28 protein-coding genes are annotated in these 25,775 nt (G+C 51.0%); 27 read left to right on the forward strand and 1 reads right to left on the reverse strand.

Annotated elements, in window-relative coordinates:
* Positions 1-78: 78 nt before the first annotated feature.
* From HDT28_06740 to efp, 27 genes are all read left to right on the forward strand, one after another.
* Positions 79-396 (forward strand): GntR family transcriptional regulator, encoded by a 318-nt coding sequence (locus tag HDT28_06740; protein ID MBD5132261.1) that lies wholly within the window; start codon positions 79-81, stop codon positions 394-396.
* Positions 389-1,282, forward strand: a complete 894-nt coding sequence (locus HDT28_06745; protein MBD5132262.1) for an ABC transporter ATP-binding protein — start codon at positions 389-391, stop codon at positions 1,280-1,282. Before HDT28_06740 ends, HDT28_06745 begins: the two co-directional genes overlap by 8 nt.
* A gap of 3 nt (positions 1,283-1,285) precedes the next feature.
* Positions 1,286-2,311, forward strand: a complete 1,026-nt coding sequence (locus tag HDT28_06750) for a hypothetical protein (GenBank protein ID MBD5132263.1) — start codon at positions 1,286-1,288, stop codon at positions 2,309-2,311.
* A 70-nt stretch (positions 2,312-2,381) separates the two neighbouring features.
* Positions 2,382-2,804: a Holliday junction resolvase RuvX gene (ruvX, locus tag HDT28_06755; GenBank protein MBD5132264.1), complete on the forward strand. Its 423-nt coding sequence runs from the start codon at positions 2,382-2,384 to the stop codon at positions 2,802-2,804.
* A 17-nt stretch (positions 2,805-2,821) separates the two neighbouring features.
* On the forward strand, positions 2,822-3,208 hold the full coding sequence (locus HDT28_06760) for a DUF1292 domain-containing protein (protein ID MBD5132265.1): 387 nt from the start codon (positions 2,822-2,824) through the stop codon (positions 3,206-3,208).
* Between the two features lie 200 nt (positions 3,209-3,408).
* On the forward strand, positions 3,409-4,257 hold the full coding sequence (gene rpsB, locus HDT28_06765) for a 30S ribosomal protein S2 (GenBank protein ID MBD5132266.1): 849 nt from the start codon (positions 3,409-3,411) through the stop codon (positions 4,255-4,257).
* A gap of 164 nt (positions 4,258-4,421) precedes the next feature.
* Positions 4,422-5,357 (forward strand): elongation factor Ts, encoded by a 936-nt coding sequence (locus HDT28_06770; GenBank protein ID MBD5132267.1) that lies wholly within the window; start codon positions 4,422-4,424, stop codon positions 5,355-5,357.
* 73 nt (positions 5,358-5,430) lie between these two features.
* Positions 5,431-6,138, forward strand: a complete 708-nt coding sequence (locus HDT28_06775) for a UMP kinase (GenBank protein MBD5132268.1) — start codon at positions 5,431-5,433, stop codon at positions 6,136-6,138.
* A 45-nt stretch (positions 6,139-6,183) separates the two neighbouring features.
* Positions 6,184-6,747 (forward strand): ribosome recycling factor, encoded by a 564-nt coding sequence (frr, locus tag HDT28_06780; GenBank protein ID MBD5132269.1) that lies wholly within the window; start codon positions 6,184-6,186, stop codon positions 6,745-6,747.
* The gene (gene uppS / locus HDT28_06785) at positions 6,737-7,501 is read left to right on the forward strand and encodes a di-trans,poly-cis-decaprenylcistransferase (GenBank protein ID MBD5132270.1); all 765 of its coding nucleotides are present in this window, start codon (positions 6,737-6,739) and stop codon (positions 7,499-7,501) included. The genes frr and uppS overlap by 11 nt, the downstream gene beginning before the upstream one ends.
* A gap of 149 nt (positions 7,502-7,650) precedes the next feature.
* Positions 7,651-8,577 carry a phosphatidate cytidylyltransferase gene (locus tag HDT28_06790; GenBank protein MBD5132271.1) on the forward strand — a complete coding sequence of 309 codons (927 nt, stop codon included), beginning with the start codon at positions 7,651-7,653 and terminating at the stop codon, positions 8,575-8,577.
* Positions 8,574-9,686: a 1-deoxy-D-xylulose-5-phosphate reductoisomerase gene (locus HDT28_06795; protein MBD5132272.1), complete on the forward strand. Its 1,113-nt coding sequence runs from the start codon at positions 8,574-8,576 to the stop codon at positions 9,684-9,686. The genes HDT28_06790 and HDT28_06795 overlap by 4 nt, the downstream gene beginning before the upstream one ends.
* A gap of 59 nt (positions 9,687-9,745) precedes the next feature.
* Entirely contained in the window at positions 9,746-10,930 is a 1,185-nt protein-coding gene (locus HDT28_06800; protein ID MBD5132273.1) for a PDZ domain-containing protein, read from the forward strand.
* Positions 10,931-10,933: 3 nt separating this feature from the next.
* A complete protein-coding gene (gene ispG / locus HDT28_06805) occupies positions 10,934-11,986 on the forward strand; it encodes a flavodoxin-dependent (E)-4-hydroxy-3-methylbut-2-enyl-diphosphate synthase (GenBank protein ID MBD5132274.1) in 1,053 nt (350 codons plus the stop codon).
* 1 nt (position 11,987) lies between these two features.
* The gene (locus HDT28_06810; GenBank protein ID MBD5132275.1) at positions 11,988-13,475 is read left to right on the forward strand and encodes a 3'-5' exonuclease; all 1,488 of its coding nucleotides are present in this window, start codon (positions 11,988-11,990) and stop codon (positions 13,473-13,475) included.
* Between the two features lie 136 nt (positions 13,476-13,611).
* On the forward strand, positions 13,612-14,070 hold the full coding sequence (locus HDT28_06815) for a ribosome maturation factor RimP (GenBank protein ID MBD5132276.1): 459 nt from the start codon (positions 13,612-13,614) through the stop codon (positions 14,068-14,070).
* Positions 14,071-14,129: 59 nt separating this feature from the next.
* The gene (gene nusA, locus HDT28_06820) at positions 14,130-15,278 is read left to right on the forward strand and encodes a transcription termination/antitermination protein NusA (protein MBD5132277.1); all 1,149 of its coding nucleotides are present in this window, start codon (positions 14,130-14,132) and stop codon (positions 15,276-15,278) included.
* Positions 15,279-15,563, forward strand: a complete 285-nt coding sequence (locus HDT28_06825) for a YlxR family protein (protein MBD5132278.1) — start codon at positions 15,279-15,281, stop codon at positions 15,561-15,563.
* Complete coding sequence (locus tag HDT28_06830) at positions 15,544-15,876, forward strand: hypothetical protein (protein ID MBD5132279.1); 333 nt, start codon at positions 15,544-15,546, stop codon at positions 15,874-15,876. The genes HDT28_06825 and HDT28_06830 overlap by 20 nt, the downstream gene beginning before the upstream one ends.
* A 5-nt stretch (positions 15,877-15,881) precedes the next feature.
* The gene (infB, locus tag HDT28_06835) at positions 15,882-18,485 is read left to right on the forward strand and encodes a translation initiation factor IF-2 (GenBank protein MBD5132280.1); all 2,604 of its coding nucleotides are present in this window, start codon (positions 15,882-15,884) and stop codon (positions 18,483-18,485) included.
* Positions 18,482-18,847: a 30S ribosome-binding factor RbfA gene (gene rbfA / locus HDT28_06840; protein MBD5132281.1), complete on the forward strand. Its 366-nt coding sequence runs from the start codon at positions 18,482-18,484 to the stop codon at positions 18,845-18,847. The genes infB and rbfA overlap by 4 nt, the downstream gene beginning before the upstream one ends.
* The gene (locus tag HDT28_06845; GenBank protein ID MBD5132282.1) at positions 18,828-19,790 is read left to right on the forward strand and encodes a bifunctional oligoribonuclease/PAP phosphatase NrnA; all 963 of its coding nucleotides are present in this window, start codon (positions 18,828-18,830) and stop codon (positions 19,788-19,790) included. Before rbfA ends, HDT28_06845 begins: the two co-directional genes overlap by 20 nt.
* Positions 19,787-20,641, forward strand: a complete 855-nt coding sequence (truB, locus tag HDT28_06850; protein ID MBD5132283.1) for a tRNA pseudouridine(55) synthase TruB — start codon at positions 19,787-19,789, stop codon at positions 20,639-20,641. The genes HDT28_06845 and truB overlap by 4 nt, the downstream gene beginning before the upstream one ends.
* Position 20,642: 1 nt before the next feature.
* Positions 20,643-21,524 (forward strand): riboflavin biosynthesis protein RibF, encoded by an 882-nt coding sequence (ribF, locus tag HDT28_06855; GenBank protein ID MBD5132284.1) that lies wholly within the window; start codon positions 20,643-20,645, stop codon positions 21,522-21,524.
* Positions 21,521-22,363, forward strand: a complete 843-nt coding sequence (locus tag HDT28_06860; protein MBD5132285.1) for a TIM barrel protein — start codon at positions 21,521-21,523, stop codon at positions 22,361-22,363. The genes ribF and HDT28_06860 overlap by 4 nt, the downstream gene beginning before the upstream one ends.
* 41 nt (positions 22,364-22,404) lie before the next feature.
* Positions 22,405-23,457: an aminopeptidase P family protein gene (locus HDT28_06865; GenBank protein ID MBD5132286.1), complete on the forward strand. Its 1,053-nt coding sequence runs from the start codon at positions 22,405-22,407 to the stop codon at positions 23,455-23,457.
* Between the two features lie 56 nt (positions 23,458-23,513).
* Positions 23,514-24,074: an elongation factor P gene (gene efp, locus HDT28_06870; GenBank protein ID MBD5132287.1), complete on the forward strand. Its 561-nt coding sequence runs from the start codon at positions 23,514-23,516 to the stop codon at positions 24,072-24,074.
* Positions 24,075-24,119: 45 nt separating this feature from the next.
* On the opposite strand, the gene abc-f is transcribed toward efp, so the two are convergent.
* Positions 24,120-25,616, reverse strand: coding sequence for an ABC-F type ribosomal protection protein (abc-f, locus tag HDT28_06875; protein ID MBD5132288.1), 1,497 nt, complete (start codon positions 25,614-25,616; stop codon positions 24,120-24,122).
* Positions 25,617-25,775: the final 159 nt, after the last annotated feature.

The raw sequence follows: 25,775 nt of genomic DNA on the forward strand, positions 1-25,775 counted from the left end.
ATTGACATATATATAATATCATGCTAAACTTAATACAGATAATACAGTTTTGTATTGGTGTATAATTTGAAGCAATGCGTGTATATTCAAATAGTCGAGCGTATTAAGCGTATGTGCGAGCTCGGTTTATACGATGAGGACGGCAAGCTTCCGTCCTGCCGCGATTTTGCTATGAGTTTGGGCGTAAACCCCAATACCGTGCAGCGCGCCTATACTCAGCTGGAAGAAGAAGGTTTCGTTACGGCTTCGCCCAAGAAAGGATATTTCGTTAAGGCTGTTAATTCTCGGCGGGAGAGCGTCGCTATCGACAAGATAAAAGAGCTAAAAGCGGCGGGCTTTACGCGCGCCGAGCTTATCGATATAGTAAAAGAAATATATGGAGAAGAAAATGATTAAAACGGAAGGGTTAAAAAAGAGCTTCGAAAAACATATCGTTTTCGACGGTGCGGATATAGCCGTCGAGGACGGGAGCGTGTGCGGGCTGATCGGCATAAACGGCGCGGGCAAAAGCACGCTGCTGCGCATACTGTCGGGCGTTATACGGCACGACGAAGGAAAAGTAAGCATTGACGGTATGCCTGTTTACGATAACCAAAAGGTGAAGAAAGATATATTCTTTTTGCCCGACGACCCGTATTACGACAGCAATTTTAACGTTAAACGGCTTCGCGATCTGTACGCCGCGTTCTACGATTTCGACAAGGAAAAGTTCGACGAGTACATAAAAACCTTCGGCTTGCCCGCCGATAAGCCCATTCGAAATTTTTCAAAGGGTATGCGCCGTCAAGCGTTTATCGCCGTTGCGTTCTCGTGCAAAACGAAGTATTTGTTTTTGGACGAGGCGTTCGACGGGCTCGACCCGCTGTGCCGCATGGAATTCAAGCGCGGGCTGATCGAGTGCAAGGAACGCGGCACTACGGTTATAATTTCGTCGCACTCGTTGCGCGAGCTCGAAGATATTTGCGATAGCTTTATTTTGATAGACAGTGCAACCGTCAAGCAGTGCGGCGCGCTCGTCGACGCGCTCGAAAATATATTTAAACTCCAATTTGCGTTCGGTAGCGACGATTTCACACGCGAAAAGCTTCCGTTCGAGGTATTGCGGTTTAGCAAGGTCGGTAAGGTCATAACGATCGTTGCGCACGGCAACAGCGAAGAAGCTGTCAAACAAATAACGGCAATGTCTCCGCTGTTCGTCGAAGAAATTCAAATGGATTTCGAGGATATGTTTATCGAAGAAGTGCAAAGCCGCGGCTACTTGAAAGGCGAGGAGGGGAATTAAACTATGAAAAAGTATTTCGTTTACGAGCTTAAAAAATCGCTGTTTGTTACGCTTGCGCTTGCCGTTATTGCTACTGCCGTTTATCTTGTTTCCGTACTTACGGATACGGTTAAAGTGGACTATAAATACTTTTCCGTTCCCGTTGAGACGATATTGGTGCTCGGCGGCGCTATGAGCGTGATAATACCGATTTGGAAGCTTGGGTATTTAATGAAAAAACGCAGCGTGGATTTATATTACTCTTTGCCGCTTTCGCATACGCGCATACTTGCGGTAAAATTACTTGCCGGGCTTATTGCGCTTTTTGCCCCGTACACGATTGCGTATTGGGTGGGCAGCATCGCGGCTTTGGCAAGCGTAGGCAAGTACATAAACGGCGTTTGCTTTGTTTCTATGTATTTCGCTTCGCTTATTCCCATGGCAATTATTTACTCGCTGACCGCTTTTCTTTTTACGCGAGCAAACAGGTTTGTCGACGGTGTGGCATTTGTTATAATGACGGGAATGTCGCTCGAGATGATAATGGTCGTCGTATTAAAAGTCGTGACGCTCTATGACAAGTCCTATGAATTTTTTAAGTATTACTTTAATTCGATTTATTATACGCCATTCGGCTCGCTCATACTTATTTGGGAGTATTTTTCCAAAGCAATAATGAATGAGACCGTCAATATTCGGATAAACGCCGTCGATATTGTGGGGCTTGCGCTTATTGCCGTCCTCGGTCTTGCCGCGGGCATAGGATTGTTGTTTGCCGAAAAAAGAGCTAAGGCGGAAAACTGCGAACAAATATCCGAAAGCTTTTTCGGTTACAAAGTGATGATACCGCTGTATACGTTCTTGTTGGCGTTATTGGGCTCGTACGATTCGTTTATACTTGCAGCCGTCATTGCTGCCGCCGCATACGCCGCTTCCGTGCTCTATAAGCGTACGCCCAAGATCGGTTGGAAGTTTGCGGTGATAGTCGGCGTAGCGTTCATAGTCGGCGTGGGGTTAAGTTTTATTCCGCCTGTTGCGTATTACGACTGAAAAAAATTGTAAAAAATTTTTCCAAAAAGCTGTCTTTTGGCAAATTAATATGTTATAATATACAGCGAGTATGGAAGGTAAGCTTTTGGGAGTTGATTTCGGGCTTAAACGGGTAGGGCTTGCAGTGTGCGACGGTTTGCATATTTTGGCTTCGCCGTTGCCCGTGTATAACACCAAATCGATGCGTAACTCGATAGACCACGTGGCGCGGATCGCCGAGGAAAACGAGGTTCGGGGCGTGGTCGTGGGGCTGCCGCTCAATATGGACGGAACGGAGTCCGTTCAGTCGGGCAGGGCGCGAGCGTTTGCGCGAAACGTCGAAAAAGTTACGGGCTTGCCCGTAGAGCTATTCGACGAACGGCTAACCACCGTCGAGGCGGACGAGCTGCTTATCGAGGCGGGCGTAAAAAAAGCCGCCGACCGAGCAAAGCTCGTCGACAGTATGTCGGCAAAGGTCATACTCCAAAGCTATATCGATACAAACAAACAATAATTTTTCGGGAGATCATCATGGCAGAAAATCAGGAAGAAAACGTAGAGATCATCGACGAGGAGACTATCACTCTTTACGACGATAACAATAACCCCGTAGACTTCAACGAAGTAGCGGTTATCGAATACGAGGGCGAGTTCTACGCACTCATGCAGCCCGTCGAGCCTATGGAAGGCTTGGGCGAGGACGAAGCTATCATTTTCAAAATCATTCAGAAAGACGACGATACCGACGAATTCGTTCCCGTTACCGACGAGAGCGTTTTGGACGCGGTATTTAACGAATACCTCAAGGCGGAAGCGGAGTGCTGCGACTGTGATTGCGACGAGTGCGGCGACTGCGAGGACGACGACTGCGACTGCGGTTGCGAGCATCACCATCATCACCATCACGAGGAAGATTAGCTTTTTCACGCTGAAAATATATGCGTAAAGTTTTCTTTCTTACTTCTTTTTCAAAAGAAGTAAGAAAAACATATTAAAAAGATTTGCGTTAAGGACGCGAATGTGTTATAATTATTAAGACCACTCACTCGGCGGTTTTTCTGTGCGCTGTTAAATTTTTTCATGGCAGCGTGTGCGCCGAGGCGGTAAACGGAGAAATCATGGCAAACATTATCACGATGAAACAGCTTCTCGAAGCAGGCGTTCACTTTGGACATCCCACGCGCAAGTGGAATCCCAAAATGAAAAAGTATATATACGTCGCGCGTAACGACATATATATCATCAACCTCGAAAAGACGGTTGAAATGATCGATAAGGCATACGCTTTTATTAAGGGCGTCGCCGCAGAAGGCAAGTCCATTCTTTTCGTCGGCACGAAAAAGCAGGCGCAGGAAGCTATCATGCAGGAAGCGCAGAAGTGCGGTATGTACTACGTTAAGTCGCGTTGGTTGGGCGGCACGCTCACTAACTTCTCGACGATCAAGACGCGTATCGAACGCCTTAACAAGCTCAACCTCATGGAAAAAATGAACGAGTTCGCGCTCCTTCCCAAAAAGGAAGTATTGGGTCTTAAAGCCGAACGCGACAAGCTCGAAGAAAACCTCGGCGGTATCAAGGATATGCGCTCCCTTCCCGGCGCGCTGTTCGTAGTCGATCCCAAAAAGGAACACAACGCGGTTATGGAAGCGCGCAAGCTTCATATCCCGATCGTCGCTATCGTCGACACCAACTGCGATCCCGACGAAGTCGATTACGTTATCCCCGGTAATGACGACGCTATTCGCGCTATCAAGCTCATTGCGGGCGCTATGGCTGACGCCGTTATCGAAGCGCGCGAGGGCGAGGAAGGTCTTGCCGCACGCCGCGCGGTAGAAGCTCAAATGCAAGCCGAAGCCGACGCCGCCGCTAAGGCGAATGTAGAAGTTGTCGAAACCCCCGCCACCGAAGAACAGCTTAATAAGCTTGTCGAGGGTGCTGAGACTGTTGCGGCTACCGAAAACGAATAATTAAATAAAAGCGCTTTCATCGCGTGATACGGACTACGTTTGGTTCGGCGGCTTGGTCATGTACGTCTGTGTACACTCCCGTCGCCGCCTCACCAACTATTGTCCATCTGACGCGCGACTGCGCTTTTAGGATGATAATATTTAGGAATCAGGAGATAATTACAATGGAAATTACAGCTAGTTTAGTTGCACAATTACGTGAAATAACCGGCGTCGGTCTTATGGCGTGCAAGAAAGCGCTTGTTGCGACCGACGGCGATATCGATAAGGCTACCGAGTATCTGCGCGAGCAGGGCGTAGCTGTCGCCGCTAAAAAGGCGTCGAGAATAGCCGCCGAGGGCGCGGCTTGGGCGAACATTTCCGCCGACAAACACACGGGCGCGCTCGTTGAGGTCAACTGCGAGTCCGACTTCGTCGCTAAGTCCGACGTTTTCGTAGAGCTTTGCGAAGTTATTGCGAAAGCGGCCGTCGAGAGCGGCAAGGACGACGTAGACGCGCTTAAAGCGTACAAGGTAAACGGCAGCACGGTAGAGGAGCTTATCAACGCCGCTACTTCCAAAACGGGCGAGAAGATCTCGCTTCGCCGTATATCCGTTCAGAAGAACAAGGACGCCGTCGAAGAAGCATACATTCACATGGGCGGCAAAATGGGCACGCTCGTCGAGGTCAAGGTCGAAGGTCTTACTTCCGCCAACACTGCCGATATCGTTGCCATGGCTCACGACGTTGCAATGCACATTGCGGCGTTCCAGCCTCCGTACGTTCGTAAGACGGACGTTCCCGCGGAAGCTGTCGATCACGAGCGCGAGATAATCAAGCAGCAGCTTTTGAACGACGAAAAGAACAGCAAAAAGCCCGAGCAGGTTCTTGCCAAAATCGCAGAAGGTAAGCTCGGAAACTTCTACAAAGAGAACTGTTTGTTGTATCAAGCGTTTGCAAAAGATCCGTCGGTCACCGTCGAGCAATACGTTGAAGCTACCGCCAAAAAGACGGGTACTAAGCTCGAAATCGTGCGTTTCACCAAGTTCGTTATGGGCGAAGGTATCGAAAAACGCACCGACAATCTTGCCGAAGAAGTTGCTAAGTTGTCCGCAAAGTAATCAATCGTCAATCGGCTTATCGGGATAATTTCGGTAAGCCGATTTTTTGAATTTTTAAATTTTGCTCGCTTATATTGAGGGAATTATGTATAAGAGAATTTTGCTTAAACTGAGCGGCGAGGCGCTCGCCGGCGCATCGGGTACTGGTATCGATCCCGAGACCGTAGACAAAGTAGTGGTCCAGCTCGTAGAGCTCGCCAAAAAGAAGGTCGAGATCGCTATCGTCGTCGGCGGCGGAAACTTCTGGCGCGGTCGACTCGGCGTTGCCATGGATAAGGTGACCGCTGACCACATGGGTATGCTCGCTACGATAATGAACGCGCTCGCGCTCCAGGACGCTATCGAAAAGAAAGGCATTCCCACGCGCGTGCAAACGGCGCTGTCCATTCCCGCCGTTGCCGAGCCGTTCATTCTCAGAAAAGCGGTCCGTCACTTCGAGTGCGGGCGGATAGTTATATTCGCTTGCGGCACGGGCAATCCTTACTTTACGACGGACAGCGGCGCGGCACTCAGGGCCGCCGAGATCAAGGCGGACGCGCTATTAATGGCTAAGAATGTCGACGGCGTTTACGACAGCGATCCCAAAACCAACCCCAATGCCAAAAAGCTCAACGAGCTGTCGTACATGGACGTACTGAACAAAAATATAGCGGTCATGGACTTCACCTCGGTAACCATGTGCATGGAAAACAAAATACCGATCGTTGCGTTCGGGCTCGCCGAGCAAAACAGCATTATTCGCGCGGTGTCGGGCGAGAAAATCGGCACGATCATTCACTAAACAACTTTCACCTACAAAATAAAAAGACACGGAGGTTATGCAAATATGCAAAACGAACAGCTTATTGCACAGGCAAACAAGATAGACGAAAAGCTTAACAAGGTTATAGACCATCTTAAAACAGAGCTCAATTCCATGCGCGCGGGCAGGGCAAACCCCGTTATTCTCAGCCGCGTAATGGTCGATTATTACGGTATGCAAACCCCGATTAACCAAATGGCTAACATTTCGGTTACGGACGCGCACACGCTCACTGTATCGCTGTATGACGTTTCGGCGCTCAAAGAAGCTAAAAAGGCGATAATTGCCGCAGACCTCGGGCTTAACCCCGTAGACGACGGCAAGGTCATTCGTTTGTCCGTTCCGCAGCTCACCGAGGAGCGCCGCCGCGATCTCATTAAGCAGGCGAAAAAGACGGGCGAGGACAGCAAGGTCGCGCTTCGTAACGAGCGCCGTGACGCTATCGACTTCGGCAAAAAGCTCAAAAAGGAAGTGTCCGAGGACGAGATCGCCGAGTACGAAAAACTCATTCAGAAAAAGCTCGACGCCGCTGTCGAGAAGGTCGATAAGCTCATAAAAGAAAAGGAAGCCGACCTGCTTGAAATCTAAGAAATCAAATTCTTCGATTACCGATACCGCCGATAGCGTTAACGAAACGCCTGCGGAAGAAAGGTCAAATGGCGCGGCGAAGAATATCCCGCGCCATATCGGTATTATAATGGACGGCAACCGCAGATGGGCGACAAAGCGTTTGCTTCCGCGCGTAGCGGGGCATAAGGCAGGCGTTAAGAACATAACTGCCGTTGTCGGTAGCGCGCTTGAACGCGGCGTTGATTGCGTAACGCTCTACGCGCTCTCTACCGAGAATAAAGGTCGTCCCAAGGACGAGGTCGACGCACTCGTCGATCTTATCCGTAAAAAGCTCAAAAGCATGACGCGCGAGCTCATAGAACGCGGTGCGCGTATCACGTTTTCGGGCGACCGTTCGTACTTTCCAGACGACGTTCAACAAATAATGCAGGACGTGGAAAGCGAAAATACCGATACTTCGGCTCAGGTAGTCAATATTGCGCTCAATTACAGCGGCAGGAGCGAAATCGTTCGCGCAGCAAAGCTTGCGGCGGAAAAAGGCGAGATCACCGAAGAAAGTATAGCGCACGAGCTGTATACGGCGGAGCTTCCCGAGCTCGACATGATAGTTCGCACGGGCGGCGAGAAGCGGTTGAGCAACTTCTTGCTATACCAAGCAGCATACAGCGAATTGTTCTTCACCGACACTCTGTGGCCCGACTTCGACGGAAAAGAGCTAAACGAAATGATAGACGAGTTTTCGCATCGCTCGCGCCGTTTCGGTAAATTGTAAATTAAAACGGGTATTACTTTACACATTTGCGTGATAAGACATTATAGAGTGACGTGAAGTAAATAATAACGTAACGAATCTACTCGGGTGTAATAAAATTATCAATCACCCAAGCAAACACACGACAGTAAAAAAGGAGATCGGTTTTAATGAAAAAAGACCGTGTGATTACAGGCGCATTCATTGCGATAGTGTATATCGCGGTGGTACTGTTGACTACGTACGTGCACCCGATTTTCTTCGACGTGTTCATATTCGCGCTTGCCGTTTGTGGCGTGTACGAAATGAGCAAGGCGGTAGCTAACTTCACCAGCCCGCCCATTTTCATTATTGATTTGATCACGGTAGTCGTCGGGTTCGCGGCGTTCTGGTTCTCGCAATATTTCTTCAAATCGACGGCTTCGGGCATGAACGGTTATTTTATCGCGCTTGCCGTCATGATCTTGGTAACGGTAATAGTCACGGCGTGCTCCAAGGAATACGTTAAGGGTAACGCTGTTTCGACAATTTTCGTCATGCTGTACCCGAGCGCGCTACTCATGTTTAGCGTAGGTCTTAACTACTTTATGAGCGCCGAGGTTGGCGTATCGCTCGTCGCTTCGCTCCCGTACAGGAACGCTGGAATAACGCTTATGTTCGTGGTTCCGGCACTAACCGACGTATTCGCGTACCAGATCGGCAGTGCGATAAAAGGCAAAAAGCTCTGCCCGTCGATAAGCCCCAACAAGACGATAAGCGGCGCGATCGGCGGTCTGTTCGGCGGCGTGGTAGGCGCGGGCATAGTCGCGCTCATCACGTTCCTCGCAACGCATTTTTCCGTCAACCTGTTCGGGCTCGCCATGCTGACCGACGAGTGGTGGAGCACTATATTAAACTTTGTATTCCTCGGTCTTTTCGGCTCGGCGTTCGACCAAATGGGCGACCTTGCCGCATCGCTTGTCAAGCGCAAGGCGGGGATAAAAGACTATTCCAACCTCTTGCCCGGTCACGGCGGTATTCTCGACCGTATTGACGGCTTCATATTCTGCGGCGTGTTCTTCTATATCTACTTCGCCGTAATGCTGTTGATAGTATGATAAATATAGCAATTCTCGGTTGCACGGGCTCGATAGGCAGGCAAACGCTCGACATAGTGCGCAATAACCGCGACAAGTACCGCGTAGTCGGGCTGTCTTGCGGCAGCGACGTGAACGGGCTCGTAGAAGCCGCAAAGGAATTCGATTGTAATACGCTCGGTATAGCTGACGAAAATAAGGCGTGCGAGGTCAAGCGTTTGCTTCCGCACGCCGATTTGTATTGCGGCGATCAAGCGCTTACCGCGGTCGCAAAGCTCGCGCACACGGTCGTTGTCGCGGTAGTCGGCATGGTCGGGCTGAAAGCCGTGCTTGCCGCGCTGGAAAACAAACAAACGGTCGCGCTTGCGAATAAGGAAAGCCTAGTCGCGGGCGGTGCGCTCGTAAAAAAAGCGCTCGAAAACGGCGGCAAAATCTGCCCCGTAGACAGCGAGCACTCGGCGGTGTGGCAATGCCTGCAAGGCGAAAAAGCGTTCAGGCGCATAATACTGACGGCGAGCGGCGGTCCGTTCTACTTCACCGATAAAACGGAGTTCGCGGCGATCACGCCCGAAAGAGCGGTAGCTCACCCCAACTGGCGCATGGGCAGAAAAATCTCGGTCGACAGCGCGACAATGATGAACAAAGGTCTCGAAATTATCGAGGCGCGGTGGCTGTTCGACACTTTCGATATAGACTACGTTATCCATCCCGAAAGCATAGTTCATTCCATGGTGGAGTTTGCCGACGGCTCGATAAAAGCGCAGGCGAGCTTTCCCGATATGCGCTTGCCCATACAGTACGCAATAACTTATCCCGATCACGCGCCTCGCGAATTTAAGCCGTTGAGCCTTCCGCTGTCGTTAAGGTTTTTCCCGCCCGACGAGGACAAGTTTCCCGCGCCCAAGCTCGCCAAGCAAGCGCTTAAAGCGGGCGGCACGGCTTGTACCATACTAAACGCGGCTAACGAAGCGGCAGTACAGCTGTTTCTGGACGGGAAGATAACTTTCGATCGAATAGTCACGACAGTAGAGGACGCGCTGAACAGTACGCCCGTCGAGAAGATAGAGGACGCCGACGGCGTTTTCCAAACGCATAAACGCGTCTACGACAAAATATACTTGAAATATTGAGGTAGTGTATTTTGGTATACTTCGGCTATATACTTTTATCGCTTGCTATTTTGTTATGCATGGTGCTCATTCACGAGTTGGGGCATTACACAACGGCAAAAATTCTCGGTTTCACCGTGGAAGAATTTTCGGTCGGGTTCGGCCCGAAAATTTTCAGCCGCACGCGCAAGAACGGCGAAGTTTTTTCGCTACGATTGCTTCCGCTCGGCGGATTCTGTTCCTTCCTCGGCGATACGGACGACGACGAGAACCCTGCCGATAAAAAACCCGAGAAAGATAGTATAAACCCCGATCCTTCCGGCGAGGAAAACCCGACCGACGATCTTTTAAGCCACGTAATGCGCGAAAAAGCGGAGGAGGACCTGGCTAAGCTCAACCTCGATAAGGACGGCGTAAAAAAACAAGAAAAACCCGTTCGGCTCGACAAGGACGGCAACCCCGCTAAAACTTTCTATCAGCAAAAGCCGTGGAAGCGTATTATAGTTCTCCTCGGCGGCGTGGTGTTTAATTTTCTGTCGGCGATAGTTTTTTCGTTTATTTATATATGGGCGGTGGGTTGCGCCGTGCCGTATATAACGGACGTGTACGAAAATCCCGACGGCGCGCCCTATTGCGCAGTGCAAAAGGGCGATATTATACTCGGCGTGAACGGCAAGAATATCTCGGTCATGAATTCGTATTCAGATCTTGCGAGCGGGTTTAACGAGGGCGATAAAGTAACGCTCAGAGTAAGCCGCAACGGCGAGCAGCTTGATATAGAGGTCGTAAGACAGCAGATCGCGGCTCTCGACGCGGACGGCAATCCGCTTACTTACGTCGGGTTCGGGTTCGCGACTGTAAGCACGTTTGCAAACGGTACGGCAGGCAATGCGTTTAAGTACTGCGTTCCGTATACGTTTAAGCTGAGTTGGTCGATACTCGGCTCGTTCGGTCAGCTGATATCGGGTAAAGTGCCGATCACCTCGGTGTCGGGACCCGTCGGCTCGATCAAGCTTATGGCGGACGTGTCGATAGCCAATTGGCGAAACATACTCATACTTTTGCCGCTGCTCGCGAGCAATCTTGCAATGTTCAATATTATACCGTTCCCCGCGCTCGACGGCGCACAGATCGTGTTTACCGTTATCGAATGGATACGCAAAAAACCGATAAACCGCAAGGTGCAAGGCATAATCAACTTTGTGGGACTGATCGTGCTGCTGTTATTCGTTTTAATCGTTGACATTTTATCGTTCGTGTTGTAAAATATATCCGTGAGTAAAACGGTTAAAATAGGTAATATAACGATAGGCGGGGGCAATGCTATTGCCGTTCAGTCCATGACGAACACCGATACGCTCGATACTTCCGCCACTTTCGAACAGCTCAAACGTTTACAGCTTGCGGGCTGCGATATTGCGCGGCTTGCTGTGTCGAGCATGGCGGAGGTCGAAGCAGTTAAGCCGCTTATCGGCAAATTCGATATGCCGCTCGTAGCCGATATACAGTTCGACTACAAGCTCGCCGTCGCGTGCTGTGAAATAGGGTTCGACAAAATTCGGTTCAATCCAGGCAATATCGGCGACGAGAGCAAGGTCAAAATTCTGGTCGACGCGTGTAAGGCGCATCACATACCCATTCGCATAGGCGTGAACACCGGTTCGCTCGAAAAAAAATACATAGCGCTTGATAAGAGTGACGCGCTGTGTTTGAGCGCGCTCGATCACGTAAGACTGCTCGAAAAGTTCGGGTTTACCGATATAGTCGTGTCGGTCAAATCGTCGAACGTTAAAACCACGGTAAATGCGTACCGCAGACTGGCTGAGCAAATAGATTACCCGCTGCACCTCGGCGTGACCGAGAGCGGCACGGACGAGCGCGGAGTAGTGCGGTCGGCGGTGGGGATAGGCTCGCTGCTTATAGACGGCATAGGCGATACCATACGCGTGTCGTTGTCGGGCGATCCCGTAAACGAGGTCGCAGCGGCGCGCATGATCTTGCAGGAAATCGGCATAGACAAAAACTATTGCGAGGTCATTTCCTGTCCCACGTGCTCGCGCTGTAAATACGATTTAAAGCAAACCGTCGACGCATTTAAGGCTGCGACCAAGGATATTAAAACGCCCATGAAGGTCGCCGTAATGGGCTGCGTGGTAAACGGTCCGGGCGAAGCGGCGGACGCAGACTTCGGCGTTTGCGGCGGCGGAGAGGGCAAAGCGGCGCTCTTTATCCGCGGCAAGATAGTTAAAACGATCGAAACGAAAGACATTCTCACCGAGCTTATGGCGCTCGTCGATAAAAAACAAAAGAACGAAATTTGACATGAACGAGATCTATAAAAAAGTAAACGAAAAAACGAGCGGCAAATTCAGCGCGTTGCGTTTTCCCAAAGTGACGTTTCCCGACAATACGCACGCGGTCGTTACCGTCGTTTGCAAAAAAGAGGATAGGCGGTTAGTAGACGGAAACAAGTTCGAGCTTACCGCGCTTTTGACCGAAATTTGCGGGTTCACCGCGCAGGTTTCAATTAACATAGTCGACGACGATCCTACGCCCGCAAATATTCGCGCCGCGGTAGTTGCTTTCACAGAAAGGTTCTCTTACGTGTCGTCGGTGCTTCATACTATTTCCGCCGAGATCGGTACGCCCTGCAAGGTCAAAATGAAAATGCACGGCGCAATGTACGAGCTTGCCAAGAACGACTACGTGGTGCGCCTTAACGAGTTTTTGAAAAACAATTACGCGCAGGAAGTTATTGCCGATATAGAAATCGTCGACTTTGCCGCGAGCGGCACTACGTACTCGGCGACGGTCGCCGCGCCGACGAAAGAATACGCCGTTAGGAATTGCAAGCCCATACTCGGCAATCTTAACGTCGAAACCGCGCAATCTGTGTCGAGCCTGACCGCGAACGCATACAACGTGACCGTTTGCGGCGTGTTCGCCATGCCCACCGAGTTCATGAGCAAGGGCGGGCGAAAGTACGAGCGGTTTTTGCTCTATGACGGCGAAACTAGCTTACAATGCAGGTATTCGCCCGACAGCCGCGGCGGCATAGTCAGTCCCGAGCTTTTGAGTAAAAAGGTGTGTGTGTTCGGTAACGTCGAGTACGAGAGCGCGCGAAACGAAGCTTCGATTTACGTGCGCGAAATGTGTACATGTGACGTGGACGGACTGACCGTAACACAGCCTAAGCCCGTGCCTAACAAGTACGAGCGGGTAATACCGCAGCCGTACGAGGAGTTTGTTCAGTCGAGTATGTTCGAGGCGGCGAGCGAGCTTCCGCCCGCGCTGAAAGGCGGGTTCGTGGTGTTCGACTTTGAAACGACGGGACTGTCTATCGTTTACGACAAGCCGACGGAGCTCGGCGCGGTAAGGATAGAGGACGGCAGGATAACCGAGTATTTTTCCACGCTTATCGATCCGCGTAGACCTATTCCGCCCGAGGTGTCCGCAAAGACGGGCATAACCGACGACATGGTAAAGGGGCAGCCGTTGTTTGAGGACGTTTTGCCCGATTTCTATAAGTTCAGCTACGGCTGCTCGTTCGTTTGCCATAATATATCTTTCGACTTTCCGTTCCTTCTGAAAGGCGGGAACAGATGCGGTCTCGCGTTCGGCGACCGCAAAACTTACGACACAATGGGTATTGCGCCGCTCGCTATCCCGGGCATAAGCAAGCTCACGCTCGATAAGGTTTTGGAAGGCTTGGGGCTAACAAACGAGAACGCGCACCGCGCCTATCACGACGCGGCGGCAACAGCCAAGGCGTTTATCGCCATGCACAAGATATTGGCGCAAAAAAAATAATAACACAAAATATGCAAAAATGCTTGCAAATTCATTGTAATAGTGGTATAGTATGTAAGGTACTATAAGAGTTAGCGTGAGAGTGGGTTGACAAAACCCGCTCTTACTTTTTAAGAGGTGCATTATTAACAGCGTTATCGAAAAGGCTAAGCCCGTAATAGAGGAAGTAGTAACCACGCTCGGCTACGAGCTTGTGGACATAGAGTACAAGACTCTCTACGGCGATAAGCATTTGATAATCTATATAGCAAACGAAACAGGCGTCAGCTTGGACGACTGCGAAAAGGTGTCCAACGCACTCGACGGACCGCTCGACGCGCTCGACCCCACGGGCGACAGACCGTACTGTTTGGACGTATCGTCGCCGGGGCTTGACCGCCCGTTCAAGACGCAACGTGACTACGAGCGCAACTACGGTAAAAAAGTCGAGGTCAAGCTGTTCGCGCCGCTTGACGGAACGAAGCTAAAAGCTTACGACGGTGCAGTGCTTATCGAGAAAACGGCGGATACGCTCGTGATCGAAACGGACGGCGAAAGACTGGAAATACCGTGTTCGCGCGTGTCGCTTGTTCGTCCGTTTATCGAGTTTGAATAAATCAACATCACACTTAAAAAGTGTTTAACCAAAAAATATTTTTTTCGGGAGAAGAAAAAATGGCTAAGAAAAGTTCGACGCTTACGCTCCAAGCCGATTTCTACGACGCGCTGAGCGATTTGGAGACCGAACGCGGGATCAAGAAAGAGGTCTTTATCGACGCGCTTCAAGACGCGCTCACGAGTGCGTACAAAAAGCAGTACGGCGTTCCCAAGGCGATAAAGATCGTCATGACGCCCGAGCTAAAAACCTTTAACATCTATACTTGTCAAAAGGTCGTCGAGGTCGTCGAGGACAGGGAAACCGAAATCAGCCTCGAAGACGCGCGGCTTGTCGATAAGAAGTACAAGGTCGGTGACGAGATTTTGGGCAACGTGGACGCGGCGGAGTTCGGTCGTATCGTTGCGCAAATGGCCAAACAGATAGTCACGCAAAAACTTCGCGCAGTCGAGAGCGAAAAGGCGTATACCGAGCTTGCCGAAAAGGAAGAACAGCTCGTGACTTGCGTCGTGCACCGCGTCGACGGCAAGAACGTATGCGTAGAGATCCAAAAGATGGAAGCCGTGCTTTATCCCAAGGATCAGTTGCCGGGCGATAAGTTCAAGGTCGGCGACAAGATCAAGGTTTTCGTCAAGGGTATCAAAACGACCTCGCGCGGTCCGCAAGTTCTCGTTACCCGCACGGCGCCCGGATTCGTGCGCAAGCTGTTCGAGATCGAGGTTCCCGAAATTGCGAGCGGCGTAGTCGCTATCAAGGGCATTGTCCGCGAAGCAGGTTTGAGAACGAAAATGGCGGTTCATGCCAACGATTCGGGCGTTGATGCGGTCGGCGCTTGCGTCGGTAACCGCGGCGCGCGCGTAAACAGCATTATATCCGAGGTCGGCGGCGAAAAGATCGACATTATCCCGTGGCACGAGGATCCGCTCGAATATATCGCGCGTGCGCTTTTGCCCGCTAAGGTCGTCATGGTCGAAGCAAAAGAGGACGAGCGCGTAGCGCGCGTAGTCGTTATGGACGATCAGCTCAGTCTTGCTATCGGCAGAGAGGGCGTAAACGCTCGGCTTGCCGCTAAGCTCACGGGCTGGAAAATAGATATCAAACCGTACTCGGCTATGGAACAGGAAGTCAAGGCGGCGACAGAGCGTGCCGAGCAAATGGGCAGCGACAACTTCGACGTGTTTGACGAGGATCTCGGGGAGCTTGACTAAATGCAGCACGTTCCGCTTCGGTCGTGCATAGTATGCAGACAGCAAAAGGATAAATCCGAGCTTGTTCGCATAGTTCGCAGCTCTAACGGCGAGCTTTCGCTCGATTCGACTGGCAAGGCTGCGGGGCGCGGCGCGTACGTTTGTAGATGTGACGAGTGCATAGCAAACATGACCAAAAAACGCGCGCTGTCACGCGTATTTAAGCAACAGATCCCCGATAGCGTGTACGCGTCGATCACGGAAGCTTACAGAAATCTTATAAATAATGGACAGCAAGACCGATAAATTTGTTTCAATGATAGGGTTTGCCAAGCGTGCGGGAAAGATAGTCTATGGTTACGACAACCTTAAATCTTCCCGAGGCGTTAAACTTCTCGCGGTGAGCGGCACGGCGTCCGTTAATCTTGCGGACGGCATGAAAAGGCTCGCCGAGCAAAAGCGTATTCCGCTCGTTATGGCGGCGGCGCTCGAAGAAGTAGTTGGCAATAACGTTAAAGCGCTGGGACTGACCGACGGAAACATGGCAAGTGCGGTCGTTCAATTCGTTTCAAACGACGAGAGCGTGCAATACAAACTCGAAAATGGGTTACGGAGGTAATTTTTTTGGATAACACGACAACCAATGTATCGAACACCGACGATGCGGCGAAGAACATTAAGCGGCTTCACACGCTTGTGGAATCCAATGAACTGCAAAACAACGCCAAGCGCGTTGCCGAGATCAGAAAGCGTATAGAAAAGCTATACGCCGAGGCTCGTGCACGCCTTGCCGATATTGCCGCCGAACGCGCGCGGCAAGAGGAAGAACAACAGCGCATTGCCGCAGCCGAAAGGGAAGCGGCAAAGCCCGTCGAGCCTTCCGCACCCGCAGCAGAAGCTACGCCGGAAGCGACCGAGCCCGTCGTAAGCGTTCCCGAGCAGGAAAAGCAAGAGCCTGTCGTCGGCGTTGCCGAGCAGGAAGCGCCCGTTGAAGATAAGGGCGCGGAACAGACTGCGCAGCAGCCTGCCGCAAGCACGACCGCGAGTCCCGTCGTTACTGAGAACAGCGGAACGCGTACGGCTATTCCCAGCTATATACGCGGCGTTATCAAGCACACGCCCCGTCCCGTAAGCGAGCCGCGCCCGCGTTCTGACCGTCCCGCAGCGAACGGCGCTCGTCCGCAACCGCGTACAGGCGCAACGGGTACTCGTCCCATGGGCGCACGCCCTGCGGGAAGTTTGTCGCGCCCGTCTATGGCTAAGTTCGAGCCGCCCGCAACGGCAGGGCGCAAACAGCGCGAAACGGCTAGCAAAAAGTCTGCGGTAAAGCCCGACGACAAGCGGCAAATGAACAAGCGCACGCTTATTCGCAAAGGCTACATTCAAGAGAACGTAGACGAAGAGCGTATGGGCACGCGTAAGCTCAAAAACAAAAAGGTCAATAAGGTCGTACCTTTTGCGCCTATCAAGATAGAGAATGCGGTCATCACGACCGAAAACCTCACCGTTAAGATCTTATCCGAAAAGATAGGTAAGACGGCGCAGGAAATTATTAAAAAGCTCATGGAGCTCGGCATTATGACGACTATAAACTCCGTCGTCGATTTCCCGACCATGCAGCTTGTTGCCGACGTTCTCGGCGTAAATATCGAGCTCAAACTCGAAAAAACCAAGGAAGAACAGCTTCTCGAACTTCACTCCGAGCCCGACCCCGAGGAAAGCCTTGTTAAGCGTCCGCCCATTATCACGGTTATGGGTCACGTCGACCACGGTAAAACCTCGCTCCTCGACGCTATCCGCAAAACGTCGGTCGTCAGCGGCGAAGCGGGCGGCATTACCCAGCATATCGGCGCGTACTCGGTCGAGCTAAACGGCGAGAAGATAACCTTCCTTGATACGCCCGGTCACGAAGCATTCACCGAAATGCGTCGCCGCGGTGCGACTGTCACCGATATAGCGGTTCTTATAGTTGCGGCGGACGACGGCGTCATGCCTCAGACCGAGGAAGCTATCAAGCACGCGAAGGAAGCGAACGTGCCTATCGTTGTCGCTATCAACAAGATAGACAAGCAGGGCGCGAATATCGACAAGATCAAGCAACAGCTCGCCGAGCACGAGCTTTTGGCGGAAGAGTGGGGCGGCAACGTGCCTATGATCCCTATTTCGGCTAAGCAGAACAAGGGGATCGATACGCTCCTTGAAAATATCCTGTTCCAAGCCGAGTACATGAATCTTCGCGCCAACCCCAACCGTCACGCTCGCGGCTACGTTATAGAAGCGCGGCTCGACAAGGGGCGCGGCGCGGTCGCGACAGTTATCGTTCAGAACGGTACGCTCAAAGTCGGCGATTACGTGGTTTCGGGCACGACGTACGGCAGGGTACGCTCGCTCACCGACGATAAAGGCAAAAATATCAAGTCGGCGGGTCCGTCGACTCCCGTTGCCGTATACGGCTTGGCGCAGGTCCCGCAAGCGGGCGATCCGCTCGCCGTGGTCGAGAGCGAAAAGATGGCGCGTCAGGTCATAGAAGAACGTGCGGCGAAAGCCAAGAACGAGATGATGTCCGACGTTCCGCTTGCCGATCTCGACAAGGCGTTCAGCAAAATGGAAGGCGACTCGCTCAAAGAATACAAGGTTCTCGTCAAAGCCGACGTTCAGGGCTCTGCCGAAGCGCTTAAAGAATCGCTCTCTCATCTCGGCAACGAGGAAGTCAAGGTCACCGTCGTACACAGCGGCGTAGGCGCTATCAACCAGTCCGACGTTATGATGGCGGAGGTTGCCAAGGCGAGCATTATCGGCTTCAACGTTAAGCCGGACAGCGACGCGCGTAACGCCGCGGAACGCAACGGTATTTCCATTAAGCAGTTCGGCATTATTTACGAAGCGCTCGACTACGTTACGGAACAGATCACCGATATGCTTGCGCCCAAGTTCGTCGAACGCACTACGGGTAAAGCTATCGTCCGCACTACCTTCAAGGTTTCGGGCGTTGGTATCGTCGCGGGTAGCTACGTGCAAACGGGCAAGATCGTTCGCGGTGGCAAGGCGCGCTTGTACCGCGGCGGAAAGCTCATTCACGAGGGCAATATCGTCGGTCTTAAACGGTTTAAGGACGACGCTAAGGAAGTCACTATCGGTTTGGAATGCGGTATCGCGATAAGCGATTATACCGAGTACCTCGAAGACGACGAGATCGAATGCTTCGTCGTTGAAAAGGAGAGCAAGTGAGGGGCAGGAACGGCACGAGCCACAGAGCCGAACGCATAGGAAGTATTATAAAGCGCGACGTAGCCGTAATTATCGACGGGCTCAGCGATCCGCGTATTCACGGTGTGGACGTAGTCGACGCCGAGATGTCGCGCGATCTTCGGTACGCCACGGTGTTCGTATCGATAGAGAACGACGATAAGAAAGTGCTCGACGCGCTCAACGGTTCGGCGGGCTATATCAGAAACAGGCTTGCCGAGGAGAACAGCGAAATGCGCGGCGTGCCGCGGCTCAACTTCGTGATCGACAAATCTCAGGCTTACTACGAGCGCATTGAGGAGTTGATCAAAGGTTTTCACAGCAATGACGGAAATAACGACTGAAATCATATCGGCGATAAAGGCATCGGATAAGGTGCTTATTTGCGGGCATATCCGTCCAGACGGCGATTGCATAGGTTCGGCGCTCGCCATGCGGTTTATTTGCGAAAACCTCGGCAAAACCGCCGACGCGGTTTGCGACGCCGAAAAAACGGACTCGTTCGATTTCTTGCCGGGGTACGATTCGTTCAACGCGCCGCGGTTTAATGACTACGACTTGTTTATAGCCGTCGACTGCGCCATCGATACTCGGCTCGGCGAGTACAGACGGTTTTTGGACACCGCAAAAAATATTATAGATATCGACCATCATCCCACAAACAACAAGTACGGTAAGATAAACTTTATAAACGGCGACGCTTGCAGTACGTGTGAAATTATTTTCGATATGTTTGAGGGCACGGGGCTTATCGATAAAACGGTCGCAACCTGTCTTTATACGGGGCTTTCGACCGATACGGGGCATTTCATGCACAATAACACCACGGCTAAGGCGTTCGATATAGCGGCTTCGCTTTGCCGAATGGGTGTTGATGCGGGTACGCTCAATCAGGAACTTTACAAAAACAAAAGCTTTTCGCGCATACGTCTGACCGCTAAGGCGATCGACGGTATTATTCTGTTCGAGAACGGGCAAATCGCGCTTATGGCTATTACGAAAGAAATGCTCGATAGCTGTAACTGTACTTCCGACGATACCGAAGGGCTTATCGACTACGCGTCGAGCATCCGCGGCGTTAAAATATCCATATCCATGTGCGATCAGCCTGGCGGGCTGTTCCGCGTGTCTTTCCGCTCTAAAAAGGCGGACGTAGCTGCCGCGGCGGAAACCTTCGGCGGCGGCGGACATAAGAACGCGGCGGGCTGTATCATTAAAGGTAATCGCTACGATGTTATGGAAAAAACTGTTGCTGCGGCAAAGGCCGCGCTTGATAAATTATCGTGAATGGACTGATCAATCTTTATAAACCGCGCGGAATGTCGTCGGCTCAGGCGGTCGGCAAGGTCAAGCGCATACTTGGCGAAAAGCACGTAGGGCACATGGGTACTCTCGATCCCATGGCGGAGGGCGTGCTCGTTATAGGCGTCGGCAAGTCGGCGCGACTGTTCGATTATATTTCGGGCAGAATGAAAACTTATATTGCAAAGTTCGAGTTCGGTTACGAAACGGACACGCTCGACGCGCTGGGCGAGGTCGTAAACAGGACGGACGACATACCGAGCGTTGACGCAGCGCTCGGCGCGGTGCGGTCGCTAGTTGGCGAGATCGACCAAATACCGCCCGTATACAGCGCGAAGCATGTAGACGGCAAGCGCGCATACGCCTTAGCTCGCGACGGTAAAGAGGTAGAGCTTAAACCCTCGCGCGTCACTATCTACGACGCACAGCTTATTTGTCAGCCCAGGATGAACGAAATGGTTTTTGAGATCACTTGTTCGTCTGGGACATATATTCGGGCGATTTGCCGCGACGTGGCGAAAATGTGCGGCTCGCTCGCAACGCTCACTTATTTACAGCGCACGCGGTCGGGATTGTTCGATATAAAGGACAGCATCACCCTCGACAATCTGGAAGAATTAAAGGAAAAAGCGTTGATCGCGCCGCAAAATGCGCTTGATATGCCGAGGTTTTCGGTCGATAGTAAGCTTTACGACGAGCTTATCCACGGCAGGAGGATCGAGTGCGAAACGGACGGCGACAGTCTTATATTTTGTAACGACGAGTTTTTCGGCATAGGCTGTTCGGTGAACGGCGTGCTAAAGCTAAAAACGTATTTGAAGGACGGTGGGATATAAAATGATGAAAGAGCTTACTACGGAAGAAGCCTGCGTTGCTCTCGGGTATTTCGACAGTATGCACTTGGGGCATCGCGCGCTAATAAAATTGGCGGGCGAATACGCCAAGTCGCACGGTCTTACTTGCGCGGTCGCAACCTTTACGAACAACGCCTACAAGCAGTTCAATATGGACGGAAAGCAGGTGTATACGTATGCCGAGCGCTCTGCGCTTCTCGACGGCTTGTGCGATTGCGTGCTTCCCATGCGGTTCGACAGTCGGCTTAAAAACTGCACTGCCGAGCGTTTCCTTGATTTGCTTTTCGCTCATCATAAGATCAAGGCCGTAGCGTGCGGCTATGATTACTCGTTCGGCAAGGGCGCAAAGGGCGACGCGGAATTTCTTAAAAAGTATTGCGAAGCACACGGCGTCGATTGTATAGTAATGGACAAGTTCGAGGAGAACGGCGAGCGCATTTCGACCACCGTCGTTAAAAGATTGCTCGAAAAAGGCGATATGGAAAAAGCGAATACATACCTCGGCGCACCGTTCATGCTCAGCGGCAAGGTCGTGCGTGGCAGGGGCGCGGGGCGTATGTTCGATATTCCCACCGCGAATATTAAGTTTCCCGCAAGCAAAATGCTTCCCAAGAAAGGCGTTTACGGCACGAGCTGCGTTATCGACGGGAACACCTATTACGGCGCGACCAACGTAGGCGGACGACCTACGTTCGACCTTTCCAAGACGGTTGTCGAAATCATGCTCGATAATTTTAACGAGAATATCTACGATAAAGAAGTAACGATTTACTTCCATGAATATATCCGTGCAATCAAGAAGTTCGACACGACCGATAAGCTGTCGAAGCAGGTGCATCAAGATATCGGGTGGTACAAGAAATGATAAGGATAGGACCGAGCGGAAACAGCAACAGCTTTTACGAAGCGGGGAATAAACACACGTACCAAGAAGGCGAGTTTTTGCACGGCTTGGGGCTTAATGCGTTTGAATATTCGTTCGGGCGCGGCGTCAGTATGTCGGACGAAACGGCGCAAAAAATCAAGGGAGCCTTTTCCAAATACGATATTGCGATAAGCGTTCATGCGCCGTACTATACTAATTTCGCCAATCCCGAGCCCGAAATGATAAGTAAATCGATAGGCTACGTTTTGCAGTCGATAGAAGCTTGCAAAAAGCTGGGCGGCGAGCGCGTTGTCGTTCATCCCGCGGCGTGCGGCAAGGCGACAAGACAGGAAGCGGTGGAGCGGACTAAGAGCAATCTTGTTTTGCTCGCCGACGCGTGCAGAAAGCTTGATTACGACTTTAAGGTCTGTTTGGAAACCATGGGCAAAAACAACCAAATCGGCACGGTCGAGGAGGTCGTCGAGTTTTGCCTTATTTACGAAAAGTTCTATCCGTGCTTCGACTTCGGGCATATCAATTCGTATATGCATGGCGGACTGAAAACCAAGGACGATTACCGCCGCATACTTGATTATACTATCGACAAGCTTGGGTTTGATAAAGCTTCGCAAATGCACGTGCATTTTTCCAAGATACAGTACGGCGATAAGGGCGAGATACGGCATTTGACGTTCGAGGACACGAAATACGGTCCCGAGTACGCGCCGCTTGCCGAGCTGTTTGACGAGTATAAAATGTCGCCGTATATCGTTTGCGAGTCGAACGGCACAATGGCGGACGACGCGCTCATCATGAAAAATCTTCATAAAAACGCTTAACATACGGCGCAAGATATGGTATAATAGGAAAAGAGGTAATAATGAGTACAACCGATCTTTTTGAAAATAATCCCAAAATCGACGCGTTCGTGGTGATCGACGAGAGCAATCGTTTTTACTTTACGCATTTCGAAACCTCGTTCGGCGCAGTCGTTATCGGTAAAACCAAAAACGTGTTTATTACCGATTTCAGGTACGAAGCGGAAGCGCGCGAAAACGTGACCGACTTCGAAATCGTCATTACGACCTATTCCGAGTTCTACGGCAAGATAGCCGAGGTTCTTAAAGATCTCGGTGCAAAGAACATCGGTTACGGCGAAAAAATGTATATCGACGAGTATCAAGCGTTTAAGTCCGCGCTCGGCGACTTTAAGCTTAAACCCGCCGAAGCGGCGATTCAGGCTAAGCGCGCTGTCAAGACCGAAAAAGAGATCGAGTTCATCAAAACTGCGCAACAGATTGCGGAAACCGCGCTTAAAAAGGCTATATCCCGTGCAAAAGCGGGCATAACCGAGCGCGAGCTCATGGCGGAAATCAATTACGAAATGATCATCGGCGGCGCTGAAAAAAATTCGTTCGAAACGATAGTCGCATTCGGCGCAAACACCGCGCAGCCCCATCACCATCCGTCCGATAAGAAGCTCGATAAGAACGAGTTGGTACTTGTGGACATGGGCGCAAAGTACGAGGGCTATTGCTCTGATATGACGCGCACGTTCTGCTTAGGCAACCCCGGTCAACAGCTTGCCGAGGTTTATAATATTGTCAAGGAAGCGCAGGAATACGCGATCAAGAATATCAAGGCGGGCATGACCTGCCACGACGCGGATGCGCTCGCGCGCGAATACATAACCTCGCACGGCTACGGCGATAATTTCGGTCATTCGTTCGGTCACGGCGTGGGTGTGGATATCCACGAGGAGCCGCGCGTAGGCAAAAACTCGCAAACGGTGCTCGTACCCAATATGGTGATCACAGCAGAACCGGGTATTTATATTCCGGGACTCGGCGGTGTGCGCATAGAGGATATGCTCGTGGTCGGCGAGGACGGCGTAACCGATATTACGGCTTACGACAAAAAACTCAGTATCTAATCTTTTACGGATAATACCCGTAAACACAAAAGTAATTTATTCCGAGGAGGATTTTTATGGTATCGGCAGGAGATTTCCGCAAAGGCACAACATTCGAGATGGACGGTAAGGTTTACACTGTCGTCGAATTTCAGCACGTAAAACCGGGCAAGGGATCGGCGTTTGTCCGCACCAAGATTAAAAACGTTATTACGGGGCAGGTTCTCGAAAACACGTTCAACCCGTCGGATAAGTACGAGGAAGCGCATATCGATAGGCGCGCCTACACCTATTCGTACAGCGACGGCGATCTTTACTACTTTATGGACAGCGAAACGTTCGATATGCTTCCGCTCAATCACGACATTTGCGAGGATGCGCTTAAATTCATTAAGGAAGAAATGCCCGTCACCATTTCGTCGTACAAGGGTTCGCCGTTTGCGGTCGAGCCGCCCAACTTCGTTGAGCTCGTTATTGCCGATACCGAGGGCGGTATTCAAGGCGACACGAGTAAGCCCGGCAATAAGCCCGCAACGCTCGAAACCGGCTTTACGCTCGGCGTGCCGCTGTTCGTCAATATCGGCGATAAGATCCGCGTCGATACCCGCACGGGAACGTACATGGAGCGCGTTAAATAAGTAATTAAAAAAGAAGCCTTCGGGCTTCTTTTTTAATGTAAAAAATTACATTTTGATAGTTCTCGTTGCAATATTACTGCGGAACGCGGCGTCGTGTTCTACGAATATCATGGTGGGCGCAAACTCATTTAACAGTTTTTCTATTTGCATACGCGAATATATATCGATGTAGTTAAGCGGTTCGTCCCAAACGTATAGGTGCGCCGATTGGCATAGACTTTTGGCGATAAGCACTTTTTTCTTTTGTCCCTCGGATAAGCTCGAAATATCGGAAAATAGCTCGTCGCGCTTAAAGTCCATTTTGCGCAGTATCGTATTGAAAAGAGTTTCGTCGATTTCGTTCAGAGTTGCAAAATCTTTTAGCGAACCGCTTAAGTGATCGGCGTGCTGCGGCACGTACGATATTTTCAAATCGGCGGGAATCACGAGCCGTCCCGTATGCGAAAGCTCCTTTCCCGCAATAAGCTTTATAAGACTGCTTTTTCCGCACCCGTTTTTTCCGCACAACGCTATTCTTTCGCCGCGTTTGATCTCTAACGACATGGGCGGGAATACGGGCGCGTCGCCGTACGTTACCGATATGTTGTCGGCGTAAGCAAGCCGTTCGGCGCGATAGGATAGGGGCGACAGTTTGAGATCGGCGGCGTACTCCGTATTTTTAAGTAACTGCGATTTTTGTTCGACTGCATCCTCGCGGCGCGCTTCGATAGCCTTTGCGCGCTTTTGCAGCTTAGCCGCCTTGTGACCTATATATCCCTTATCCACTCGCGTACCCATTACGTTGGAGTGGTTCGAAGCGCTGTTGCGGCTCTTTTCTTTTTCGGTGTTTTGTGCCCATTCGCTCGTTCGCCGCGCCGCTTCGGTCAGCTTTTTCACTTCCTTTTTAAGCCTATCGTTTTGCGTGGCTTCAAATGCTTGCTGCCGCTCGAAGTTTTCGAACCAGGACGAGAAGTTACCGCTTTGCACCTCGATATTCGTTTTGTTGATCGATAAGATATGATCTACGCAGTCGTCCAAAAATGCGCGGTCGTGCGATACGAGTATAAAACCCGATTTGCCGTTTAGGTATTGCGCCACGGTCTCGCGCGAAAAGCTGTCGAGGTGATTGGTAGGCTCGTCTATGAGCAAAAAGTTCCCGTCGTTTAGGAACAAGCCCGCGAGCATCAGTTTGGTGCGTTCTCCGCCCGAAAGGGTGTCGAACGGGCGGTATAGCAGTTCTTCATCGAGCTTTAATTTATTCAGCTCGCGCTGCAAACGCCAATATTCGCTCGTATCGCAAATATCGCCCAATACCTCTATCGAAAGTCGGGTTTTGTCGTTTACCTCAAAAGGAAAGTACGTAAAACGGACGCTCGAAGTTATCGAGCCTTTATATTCGTACGCGCCGAGCAAAAGTTTAAGAAAGGTGGTTTTGCCCCTGCCGTTTCGCCCGACGAAGCCGAGCTTCCAGTTAGTGTCTATATTAAAGCAAACGTTATTAAAGACGTCGGTAAATCCGCCGTCGTAAGAAAAGGTTAGCCCCTGTACCTTTATCATTGACATATATAATACTCCTTGCAAAGTGAGCCCATAGATTAATGGGATGTTATAAGCGTAACGATTATTTGCAAGAAGTTATATACATCTTCACCTCGGTTGTTTTTTGTATTATACAATACGCTCGTTTGAAAGTCAAGCGAAAATATTAACATATCGAGCCGT

Source organism: Clostridiales bacterium (genome assembly GCA_014799665.1).
Classification (GTDB): domain Bacteria; phylum Bacillota; class Clostridia; order Christensenellales; family Pumilibacteraceae; genus Anaerocaecibacter.